The organism is Spongiactinospora gelatinilytica (assembly GCF_003236385.1).
Lineage (GTDB): Bacteria > Actinomycetota > Actinomycetes > Streptosporangiales > Streptosporangiaceae > Spongiactinospora > Spongiactinospora gelatinilytica.
Genome location: NZ_POUA01000277.1, coordinates 1 through 10,689, shown reverse-complemented (window position 1 = coordinate 10,689; position 10,689 = coordinate 1). Strand labels below are relative to the sequence as shown.

Genomic DNA, 10,689 nt, shown 5'->3' with positions numbered 1-10,689 from the left:
CCCCGGCGACCCGTGCGCCAAGAGCGACCTGGTGCTGAACCTCCAGGGCGAGCAGCAGATCTACCCGGGCGGCACGCGGCCGAAGTTCGTGGTGACCCTGGTCAACACCGGCGACGTGATGTGCAAGGCCGACGTCGGGCCACGCGCCCTGGAGGTCAGGATCACCTCGGGCGCCGACCGGATCTGGTCGACGTCCGACTGCATCAGCGGCGACGCCGTCGAGATCAAGCGCCTGGAGCGCGGCATCCCCTATGTGCGCCCGGTCGAATGGGACCGGCACCGCTCGGGCGGCCGTTGTGGTACGGCCCGCCCGGGGGCGCGCCCCGGCACCTACGTGGCCGCCGTCTACGCCGATGACCTGCAAAGCCCGCCCAAGGCGGTGTTCCACCTCCGCTAGGCCGGGCGGACGCCCCGCACGTAGTAGAGCATGATCGGCAGCTCGCCTTCGTCCTCGACGGTGAAGCCCGCGTCGGGCAGCAGCCCGGCCAGTAGGTCACGCGGGTCGTGCCGCATGGCCGGGCCGAACAGCGCCCCGGCGACCCGGGCCAGCAGCGGATTGCCCGGCGGCCTGGACTCGGCGATCAGCACCCGCCCGCCGGGCCGCAGCACCCGGAACATCTCCCGCGCGGCGTCCGCGCGGGCGTCCGCCGGGATGTGGTGGACGGCCAGGCTGGAGACCACCACGTCGAAGGAGGCGTCCGGGAAGTCGAGCGCCTGACCCTCGCCCACCTGGTAGGAGCAGTTGGCGGGGGCCCGCTCGCGGGCGTGGTCGATCATCGCGACGGACGGGTCGATGCCGGTCACGTACCCATCGGCCCCGGCGACCGGCGAGATGATCCGGCTCAGGTAGCCGGTGCCGCAGCCGACGTCGAGGACCCGATGCCCGGGACGGACCCCGGCCAGGGACGCCAGCCGGGTGAACATCTCGCGCCGCCGCCCGAGAAAACCGGCCCGGGACACGATCTCGTAGGCGCGCGGACGGTCGATCGTCCCGCCATGGTCGGCGTGCTCTTGGTGATCATGCAGAGGTTTGCCCAATGCCATCACTTTCTCTCCCCTCAGGCGAACCAGGTCGGACTATCAATTCTGCCCCTCCCGGCTCACCTGGCCACCTGGTTATCACACCCGGCCGGCCTCCTCCCCCGGCAGGGACTCCGGCGAGCGGTGCGCCGGGGGCGCGGCGACGGACGTCATCGCCGTGCCGTCCGTGGCCGTCTGGTCCGTGCCCCGCCGTACCTGGAACCGCGCGTCGCTCAGCAACGTCGCCGCCCCGAACCCCGCCGCGCGCACGAACTCCGCCTCCTCGAAGTCGGTGCGGCCGGTGAACACCGCCCTGCCGAACTCCGCGCTCTGCGCGAACCCGGCCTTGCCGAACCGGGCCGACCCCGAGAACACCGCGGCCTGGAAGTCCGCCCGGCCCGCGAACTTCGCCTCGCCGAACCCGGCCCGGCCGCCGAACTCCGCCCCGCCGAACCTCGCCCGGCCCGTGAACTCCGCCGCGCCGAACTCCGCCTCCTGCTCGAACCGGGCCGCGCGGAACACCGTGTCGCCCCAGAACAGCGCGTCACTGAACCTGGCGGACGCCGCGCGGCAGTCCTGGAAGTCGAAGTCGATGAGGGTGGCCCCGGTCAGATCGAGGCGGATGCCGGGCCAGAAGCGGTCGGCCGGCGTGGCCGCGCGGGCCCGGCGGCCCTGCGGCGGCGATGTACGGCGGCGCAGGTGGTCGGCGAGGATGCGCTGGGCGGTGAGCCGGACCTGTCGCTCCTCGTGCGGGTCGCGGCCCTGCGCGGGGGCCGGACGGCGGGCCAGACGGGCGTGGTAGGCACGCTGCGCGCCGCGGATCCTGTGAAGCCGTTCCTCCTCCCTGGGCGGGTGGTAGGGCATCCGGAGGTAGGCGCAGATCACGTCCGCGATCGTCTGCCGCAGGTCGGGGTTGTTCTGCGCCAGCCGTTCCAGCGCGTACAGGCCGGCCAGTCGTACCGGGGCCTGGGAGTGGCCGAGTTGCTCGGCCGCCTTGCCGTACCGGTCGGTGTCGTGGCCGCGCTCGCCGAGCTGGAACGTACGGCGGGCGGTGTCGGCGTTGCGGGCGGTGTAGTAGACGGCGACCAGCGCCGCCGTACCGGTGGCCATGGTCAGCGCCCGGCCGCGCGTGGCGTCGATCGCCGCCGCCAGTTCCTTGCCGGCCAGCCCTCCGACGCCGTCGATGTGCTCCAGCACCCACAGCGCGCCGGGACCGAGCACCCACACCAGCGCGGTGAGGAACACGAGCCCGGCCGCGGTGAGGGCCAGTTTCACGGGATCACGCATGAGTCGCACAGGCTCACGGTGCCCGAGGACCGGCGGCCGGGTGATGGATTTGCCGATCATGGCGGCAATTCGCCGTCGGGGCACCGGGCGCACCGCCGGTTATCGACGCGGAGGTCAGACGTTCAGACGTAACGTTCCAGAATGGAGGACTCGGCCAGCCGGGACAGCCCTTCGCGGACGTTGCGCGCCCTGGCCTCGCCGACGCCGCCGACCGACTGGAGGTCGTCGATGCTGGCCGCGAGCAGCTTCTGGAGCCCGCCGAAGTGGTTGACCAGCCGATCGACGACCGTGCCCGGCAGCCTCGGCACCTTGGCCAGCAGCCGGAAGCCGCGCGGGCTGACCGGGGTGTCCAGCGCCTCCGCGCCGGTGTGGCCGAGCACCTGGGCGACCTTGGACAGGTCGAGCAGGTCGCTCTGGGAGAGCTGGTCGAGGTCGTGCAGCGCGTCGGCGACCTTGCGCGGGCGCCGCCCGCCGGCCGGGAGGTAGTCGCGGACGATGAGGTCGCGGTCGGGCTCGACCCCGGCCACTAGCTCGTCGAGCTGGAGGGTGAGCAGCCGCCCGTCGGTGCCCAGCTCCACCACGTAGTCCTCGATCTCGCGGGCGATCCTGCGGACCATCTCCAGCCGCTGCGCCACCACCGCGACGTCGCGGACCGTCACCAGGTCCTCGATCTCCAGCGCGGACAGCGTGCCGGACACCTCGTCGAGCCGGAGCTTGTAGCGCTCAAGGGTGGCCAGGGCCTGGTTGGCCTTGGACAGGATGACCGCGGACTCCTCCAGCACGTAGCGGATGCCGTCGAGGTAGAGGGCGATGATCCGCATGGACTTGCTGATCGAGATGACCGGGCGGCCGGTCTGCTTGGCCACCCGCTGCGCGGTGCGGTGCCGGGTGCCGGCCTCGTCGGTCGGGATCGACGGGTCGGGCACCAGGTGCACCGCGGCACGCACGATCTTGTAGTCGTCGCGCAGCACGATCGCGCCGTCCATCTTGGCCAGCTCGCGCAGCCGGGTGGCGGAGAAGTCGATGTCCAGCTCGAAGCCACCGCTGCACAACTGCTCGACCGTGCTGTCGTAGCCGAGCACCACCAGGCCACCGGTGTGCCCGCGCAGGACCCGCTCAAGGCCGTCGCGCAGCGCGGTGCCGGGTGCGACCTCGGCAAGGGTGGCTCTTCGCCGCTCGTCGATCCCCTTGTCGTTCGTTGCCACATGACCCCCGCTGGTCCCGCCTACGCATGACCCCCGCCGCGCTTTACCACACCCCAGCTTACCGGCGCGCCAGGAGATCGGTCGGGTCTCGTGGCACGGCCGGTGGAACGTCAGGTGACATGCCGAAGCGCGTCCCACACGTGCTCCGCCTCCGTGACGTCGAAACCGGACGCCAGGCTCGCCGTACGGTCGCCCACCGGCACCAGCGACGCCGGGCCGCCCTCCTGGACGTCGAGCGATCCGGCTGGCACCAGCGCCCGGGAGAACCCCAGCCGGGCCGCCTCCGACAGCCTCCTGCGCACGTCGCGGACCGGGCGCAGCTCGCCCGCCAGCCCGACCTCGCCGAGCACCACCATGCCGGCCGGCAGCGGCTTGTCACCGGCCGCGCTGGCGACCGCCAGCAGCACCGCCAGATCGACCGCCGGGTCGCCCAGCCGGATGCCGCCGACCGTGGCGGTGAAGACGTCGCAGCCGCTCAGCCGGGCGTTGAGCCGGCGCTCCAGGACGGCGAGCACCATGGTGACGCGGAACGGGTCGAGCCCCGAGGATGTGCGCCTGGGCTGCTGTGCCTCGGTGCGCGCCACCAGCGCCTGGACCTCGGCGGGCAGCGGGCGGGTGCCCTCCACCGTGACGGTGACGCACGTGCCCGGCACCGGCTCGCCGCGCCGCGAGACGAACAGCCCGGTCGGGTCGGTCAGCCCGTCGATGCCGCGCTCGTGCAGGTCGAAGCAGCCGACCTCATCGACCGGGCCGAACCGATTTTTGATCGCACGGACCAGCCGGAGCCGGGAGTGGCGGTCGCCCTCGAAGTGCAGCACCACGTCGACCAGGTGCTCAAGGACGCGCGGACCGGCGATGGAGCCGTCCTTGGTGACGTGGCCGACGAGCACGGTTGACATGCCGCGCTCCTTGGCCAGCCGCACGAGGTTGCCCGCCACCTCGCGCACCTGGGTGACCCCGCCGGGCACGCCGGTGGACTGCGCCGAGCCGATGGTCTGCACCGAGTCGACGATCAGCACGTCGGGGCGGACCTGCTCGACGTGGGTGACCAGCGCCGACAGGTCGGTCTCGGCGGCCAGGTAGAGGCGGTCCTGCAGCGCGCCGATGCGGTCGGCGCGCACCCGGACCTGGGCGGCGGACTCCTCGCCGGTGACGTACAGGACGGTCTCGGCGTGGGCGATCCGCGCCGCCGCCTCAAGCAGCAGGGTGGACTTGCCGATGCCCGGCTCGCCGGCCAGCAGCACCACCGCGCCGGGCACCAGGCCGCCGCCGAGCACCCGGTCCAGCTCGCCGACCCCGGTGGTGCGGGCCGCCGCGATCTCGGCCCTGACCTGCCCGATCGGCACGGCTGGCGCGGTGACCGCCCCGGCGGTCGCCACATGGACCCCGCCCTTGGCGCCCTCCTCCTCGACGGTGCCCCACGCCTGGCACTCGCCGCAGCGCCCGACCCACTTGGTGGCACGCCACCCGCACTCCGCGCAGCGGTAGCCGGGCTTTTGCGCAGTCTTGGCCATGCACCGCAGGCTAGCGGGCCGCGCCGACAAACCGGCCCACAAACCGGCCGACGAACCGGCGGACGAACTTCAGTAACACTTCCAGCGCAGCACGTTGGGGTAGGCGATCTCCAGGCCGGGGGTCTCGGCGATGGCCTGGTCGGCGACCTCCGGCGTGAACTCGATCCGCAGCACCGCCTCCAGGTCGGCCCGGCGGTCGAAGACCATCCGCAGGTCGAGGGGGCGGCGCTGCCAGCCCTGGCGGGTCCAGAAGTCCTCCACGGCGCGGGTGGAGTAGGTCGGCACGGTACGGCTGAACCACCGGCCGAAGGCGCCGCGCGTGGCGTCCAGGTCGATCACGAAGGCCGCGCCGCCCCGCCGTACGACGCGGGACAGCTCGACCAGGCCGGGCTCGCAGCCGGGGCCGAAGAAGTAGGCCCAGCGGGCCACGGCCACGTCCACCGACGCGTCGGGCAGCGGCAGCGCCTGGGCCGATCCGGCGCGGACGCTGACGTTGGGCAGCGACGCGCAGCGCCGTACGGCGAGCGCCGCGAGGTCGCCGTGCGGCTCGACCCCCACCACCTCGCGCGCCACGGCGGCGAACGACGGCAGGTGGAACCCGGTGCCGCAGCCGATGTCGAGCACGACCGCGCCGGTCAGCGGCCTGATCTCGGCCAACGCGGCGTCGGCCCGGCGTTCCGGATCGACCGCGCGGTTCTCCAGCTCGTAGGTCCGGGGGTTGTTCCAGATGTTAGGGCTGGGAATGGCCCCTTCGGCGATCCGACCCATGGTGTCGAACCTTACGCGCTTCCCGGGCGAGTGACGTGCCCCACGGATGCTATGACGCCGCTGTTCGGCGCACCGGCTTAGTCTGGCTTATGTGCGGTGTCAACCGAATGCGGTGTCTACCGAATGAGGTCGCGAAGTGAGTGACGTGCTCCGGGTGCCCAGTGCCAAGATCGCGCTGTCGACCGCGTCGGTCTACCCCGAGCGCACGCCCGACGCGTTCGAGCTGGCGGCCAGGCTGGGGTACGACGGCGTCGAGATCATGGTGGGCGCCGACCCGGTGAGCCAGGACGTCGATGTCCTGGAACGGCTGGTCGATCACTACCAGCTTCCGATCCTGGCCGTCCACGCGCCCTGTCTTCTGGTGACCCAGCGCGTGTGGGGCCGCGACCCATGGGCCAAACTGGTGCGGGCGCAGAAGGCGGCCGAGCGGCTGGGTGCGCGCACCGTCGTGGTACACCCGCCGTTCCGGTGGCAGCGCGACTACGCCCGCGACTTCGAGACCGGCCTGGCCCGGATGCGTGAGGAGACCGACGTCGCCTTCGCGGTGGAGAACATGTTCCCGCTGCGGGCGCGCGGCAACGAGGTCGTGCCCTACGCCCCGAGCTGGAACCCGGTCGACCACGACTTTCCGCAGGTGACGCTCGACCTGTCGCACACGGCGGTGTCCGGGACCGACGCCCTGGAGATGGCCGCCAAGCTCGGCGACCGGCTGGCCCACCTGCACCTGGCCGATGGCATCGGCACGGCCAACAAGGACGAGCACCTGGTGCCCGGCCGGGGCAACCAGCCCTGCGCGCCGATCCTGGAACGGCTGGCCACGACCGGCTACGGCGGGCTGGTGGTGCTGGAGATCAACACGCGCAAGGCGGCGAGCCGCAGCGAGCGGGTGGACGACCTCGCCGAGGGGCTGGCCTTCGCCCGCCTGCACCTCGCGGCGTCCACGGCCGGCGCATGAGCGAGTCCGCCGCCGGGCGGGCGGGAACGGCACAAGAGCACGAGAGCGGTACGGCGGCGCGTCGGCGTCCCGGCAGGCGACCGGGCGCCGCCGACACCCGCGGCCAGATCCTGGCGGCGGCCAGCAAGATCTTCGCCGAGAAGGGGTTCGACAAGGCCACCATCCGGGGCATCGCCCGGGAGGCCGCGGTGGACCCGGCCCTCGTCCACCACTACTTCGAGAGCAAGGAAGGCGTCTTCGTCGCGGCGATGCGGCTGCCCGCCGACCCCGGTGAGGTGGTGACCCGCGTACTTGAGGGGCCGCGGGAGCAGGTGGGGTACCGGCTGGTCAAGGAGATCCTGACGGTCACCGCCGAGCCGGCGGCCCGCGAGCCGATCCTGGCGCTGATGCGTACCGCGATGACCAACGAGCAGGCCCTGGCGATGATCAGGGAGTTCATCACCCGGGCCATCCTCGGGCGGGTGATGGCGGTCGCCGGAGTGTCGCCGATGCGGGCGGAAGCGGCGTTCTCGCAGATCTTCGGGATGCTGATGATGCGCTATATCGTGCGGCTGGAACCGCTCGCCTCGGCCGGTATCGAAGAGGTCGCCGAGCTGGTCGGACCGGCCATCCAGCGGTACATCGCCGGCGACTGACCAGGCGGGGGTGCCCCCACCCGCACAATACACCGAGCATTGTTCTAGCCTGGTGCCCTGTCGCCGTTGTGGGCGTGCGGCGGTCTACGCTGACAGCCAAGGTAGTTGTGGGAGGTCCAGGTGCTCCTGGTAGCGATCATCGGACTCGTGATGACCGCCGTGGCGGTGGCGCTGGCGGCCCGTCGCGCACTGTGGCTCTATCGGCTCGCCATGGCCGGCCAACCGGCGCCCGAGCGGGTGGCGTACGCCAGGGACAACGCGGGCGCCGAGCTGAAGGCCCAGCTCGTGGAGGTCTTCGGGCAGCGCAAGCTGCTCAAGTGGACGGCGCCCGGCACCGCGCACTTCTTCGTGATGTGGGCGTTCTTCATCCTGCTCACCGTCTACATCGAGGCGTACGGCGCGCTGATCCAGGGCGGGATCACCGGCACCCCCGACTTCCACATCCCGCTGATCGGCACCTGGGCGGTGCTCGGCTTCCTCCAGGACTTCATCGCCGCCGCCGCGCTGATCGGCCTGGCCGCCTTCGCCGTCATCCGCGCGAAGAACTCCCCCAAGACGCTCGGCCGGGACTCCCGCTTCTCCGGCTCCCACCTCGGCGGCGCGTGGCTCGTGCTGATCATGATCTTCAACGTGATCTGGACGATGTTCCTGTACCGGGGCGCGGCCATCAACACCGGCGCCTTCCCCTACCAGGGCGGCGCGTTCGTCTCCGAGGCCACGGCGGCCCTGCTGCGCCCGCTCGGCGCGGGCGCCAACCAGACGCTGGAGCACGTCGGCCTGCTCCTGCACATCGGCGTCATGCTGGTCTTCCTGGTCATCGTGCTGAACTCCAAGCACCTGCACATCTTCACCGCCCCCCTGAACGTGCTGTTCTCCCGCCGCCCGGACGGCAACGGCGCCGCCCAGCCGATGCGCAGCGGCGGCAAGCCCCTCGACTTCGAGGAGGCCGACCCCGACACCGACGTGTTCGGCCGAGGCAAGATCGAGGACACCTCGTGGAAGGGCTTCCTGGACTTCTACACCTGCACCGAGTGCGGCCGGTGCCAGTCCCAGTGCCCCGCCTGGAACACCGACAAGCCGCTCTCCCCGAAGATGCTGATCCTCGACCAGCGCGACCACGCTTTCAAGATCGCCCCCTACCTGATGGCGAGCGAGGCCGAACGCGAGAACCTGCCCGAGGACGTACTCGCGCTGGCGAGCAAGCCGCTGGTGGGCGAGGACGGCGTGATCCACCCCGACGTACTGTGGTCCTGCACCAACTGCGGGGCCTGCGTGGAGCAGTGCCCGGTGGACATCGAGCACATCGACCACATCCTGGACATGCGGCGCTACCAGGTCATGATCGAGTCCAGCTTCCCCTCCGAGGCCGGGGTGATGCTGAAGAACCTGGAGAACAAGGGCAACCCGTGGGGGATGTCCGAGATGAAGCGCGCCGAGTGGATCGAGGAGCTGGACTTCGAGGTTCCGCTGGTCGAGGACAAGATGCCCGAGGACGCCGAGTACCTGTTCTGGGTCGGCTGCGCGGGCGCGCTGGAGGACCGCGCCAAGAAGACCACCAAGGCGGTCGCCGAACTGCTGCACATCGCGGGGGTGAAGTTCGCGGTGCTGGGGCCGATGGAGGCGTGCACCGGCGACCCGGCGCGGCGGCTCGGTATGGAGTTCCTTTTCTCGATGCTCGCCCAGCAGAACATCGAGACCCTGAACGACGCGGGCGTGAAGAAGATCGTCGCCACCTGCCCGCACTGCTTCAACACCCTCGCCAACGAGTACCCGCAGCTCGGCGGCACGTACGAGGTCGTCCACCACACCCAGTTGCTGGCTCACCTGGTGGAGGAGGGCAAGCTCACCCCGATCACCCCGATCGAGGAGAAGATCACCTACCACGACCCCTGCTTCCTCGGGCGGCACAACAAGGTCTACGCCCAGCCGCGCGACATCATGGCCAAGGTGCCGGGGGTGCGCACGCAGGAGATGCACCGGTGCAAGGACCGGGGGTTCTGCTGTGGGGCGGGGGGCGCGCGGATGTGGATGGAGGAGCGGATCGGCAAGCGCATCAACACCGAGCGGGTGGACGAGGCGCTGACCACCGATCCGGATCGGGTCTCGACGGCTTGCCCGTTCTGCCTGGTGATGCTGGGGGACGCGATCAGCGAGAAGAAGAACGCGGGCGAGGCCAAGGAGTCGTTGGAGGTCGTGGACGTGGCCCAACTCCTCATCCGCTCCATCAAGGGCGAACCCACCCCCACCCCGTAAGAGCTTCACAGGCCCGAAGGGCTCGGCCCTCGCTCCGCTCGGACGCTTTCCCGGTGTCGGGCTCCGCCCGACGTGGGCGCTCCTCGTGTGCCGTGTGTCCTGCTCCGGGTCCCTGTACGGCGGGGCCCCCTACCCCCGCCCCGCCGTGCTCTGTTGCGCCCTATGCCCGGCATTTCGCGTGCGTCGCGGCCCCTCGCCGTTCCAGCACCGGCTAAAACGGCCCCTTTCCGGACCATCGCGCCGTTTGGCGCTCTCTCGCCGTTACCCAACCCACCAGCCCTATCGCCCCTTCGGGGCGCTACCCCCGCCTCCGGCGGCCCCGCGCTCCGCGCGCCGAAGAGTTTCGCAGGGCGCGCATCGTTTCCGAGCCACTCGCTGACTACATCAGATATGAGTACGCCCTGACGCAGGAGTACAACATCGCGGCCGGTGAGCGGGTGAAGTGGCTCCCATGGCGTCAGGCATCCGATCTGGCGCTGCCCGGCAACGATTTCTGGGTGTTCGATGACCGGCTCATCAGATTTCATCACTTCGCCGGTGACGGCTCGATCCTGGATGACGAGCTGTGTGATGATCCCTCCGTGATCCGGCTCTGCACGCCCGCCTTCGATGCGGTTTGGGAGCGGGCCATCGATCATGCGGACTACAAGCCGGCCTGACCGCGGCCGACCTTGAGCGCCGCCGTGCCTGCTCCTTCCTCGTCGTCGGTCGGTGCGCGTGGCGGGCCGGTGATCCGGCCGGCGGCGGTCGGCGCGGGGAGCGCCCGGTTCTGTGTCCCTAACCGGCCAGGCTTTGGGCGAGGCTGGTTAAGTCTGGACAAAGCGGCTTCTCCACATTACGGAAGAATCACGGTAACCTCACAGACGCGTGGCTCAATTCGAGGGGGAGGGCTGGCGGGTGCGCGTCGTGGTCACCGATGCCGAGGTCACCTTGGCCGATGTGCTCTCGCTGCGCCTCGCCGTGGATCGACCGCTCGGGCAGGGCGCGGAGCTGGTGTTACGCCGCCGGGGCAGTGGTGAGGAGCGGCGGGTGCCGCTCGGGGAGTGGGGGCC

The 10,689-nt window shown here is 71.1% G+C and carries 9 protein-coding genes and 2 pseudogenes; 6 read left to right on the top strand and 5 right to left on the bottom strand.

What is annotated here, in order from left to right; translation table 11 throughout:
- Window positions 1-397, top strand: a pseudogene (locus C1I98_RS41770) (hypothetical protein); the annotation flags it as partial.
- Here C1I98_RS41770 and C1I98_RS27815 read toward each other — a convergent pair.
- The 5 genes from C1I98_RS27815 to C1I98_RS27795 all read right to left on the bottom strand — a co-directional run bounded on the left by C1I98_RS27815 (window position 394) and on the right by C1I98_RS27795 (window position 5,794).
- Window positions 394-1,038 (bottom strand): class I SAM-dependent methyltransferase, encoded by a 645-nt coding sequence (locus C1I98_RS27815; protein WP_199537266.1) that lies wholly within the window; start codon window positions 1,036-1,038, stop codon window positions 394-396. The pseudogene C1I98_RS41770 and the gene C1I98_RS27815 overlap by 4 nt on opposite strands.
- An 81-nt stretch (window positions 1,039-1,119) precedes the next feature.
- Window positions 1,120-2,307: a pentapeptide repeat-containing protein gene (locus C1I98_RS27810; protein ID WP_158558208.1), complete on the bottom strand. Its 1,188-nt coding sequence runs from the start codon at window positions 2,305-2,307 to the stop codon at window positions 1,120-1,122.
- Window positions 2,308-2,429: 122 nt separating this feature from the next.
- Window positions 2,430-3,512: a DNA integrity scanning diadenylate cyclase DisA gene (disA, locus tag C1I98_RS27805; protein ID WP_111170370.1), complete on the bottom strand. Its 1,083-nt coding sequence runs from the start codon at window positions 3,510-3,512 to the stop codon at window positions 2,430-2,432.
- A 110-nt stretch (window positions 3,513-3,622) separates the two neighbouring features.
- The gene (gene radA / locus C1I98_RS27800; protein WP_111170369.1) at window positions 3,623-5,026 is read right to left on the bottom strand and encodes a DNA repair protein RadA; all 1,404 of its coding nucleotides are present in this window, start codon (window positions 5,024-5,026) and stop codon (window positions 3,623-3,625) included.
- 69 nt (window positions 5,027-5,095) lie between these two features.
- The gene (locus C1I98_RS27795) at window positions 5,096-5,794 is read right to left on the bottom strand and encodes a class I SAM-dependent methyltransferase (RefSeq protein ID WP_111170368.1); all 699 of its coding nucleotides are present in this window, start codon (window positions 5,792-5,794) and stop codon (window positions 5,096-5,098) included.
- Window positions 5,795-5,930: 136 nt separating this feature from the next.
- Between C1I98_RS27795 and C1I98_RS27790 the strand changes: the two genes are divergently transcribed.
- From C1I98_RS27790 to C1I98_RS40705, 5 genes and pseudogenes are all read left to right on the top strand, one after another.
- Window positions 5,931-6,749 (top strand): sugar phosphate isomerase/epimerase family protein, encoded by an 819-nt coding sequence (locus C1I98_RS27790; protein ID WP_111170367.1) that lies wholly within the window; start codon window positions 5,931-5,933, stop codon window positions 6,747-6,749.
- Window positions 6,746-7,384 carry a TetR/AcrR family transcriptional regulator gene (locus C1I98_RS27785; protein WP_111170366.1) on the top strand — a complete coding sequence of 213 codons (639 nt, stop codon included), beginning with the start codon at window positions 6,746-6,748 and terminating at the stop codon, window positions 7,382-7,384. The genes C1I98_RS27790 and C1I98_RS27785 overlap by 4 nt, the downstream gene beginning before the upstream one ends.
- A 120-nt stretch (window positions 7,385-7,504) precedes the next feature.
- The gene (locus C1I98_RS27780; RefSeq protein WP_233508249.1) at window positions 7,505-9,637 is read left to right on the top strand and encodes a (Fe-S)-binding protein; all 2,133 of its coding nucleotides are present in this window, start codon (window positions 7,505-7,507) and stop codon (window positions 9,635-9,637) included.
- A 281-nt stretch (window positions 9,638-9,918) separates the two neighbouring features.
- The gene (locus C1I98_RS45830; RefSeq protein ID WP_368773548.1) at window positions 9,919-10,296 is read left to right on the top strand and encodes a DUF6879 family protein; all 378 of its coding nucleotides are present in this window, start codon (window positions 9,919-9,921) and stop codon (window positions 10,294-10,296) included.
- 208 nt (window positions 10,297-10,504) lie between these two features.
- A pseudogene (locus tag C1I98_RS40705) lies at window positions 10,505-10,689 on the top strand (hypothetical protein); the annotation flags it as partial.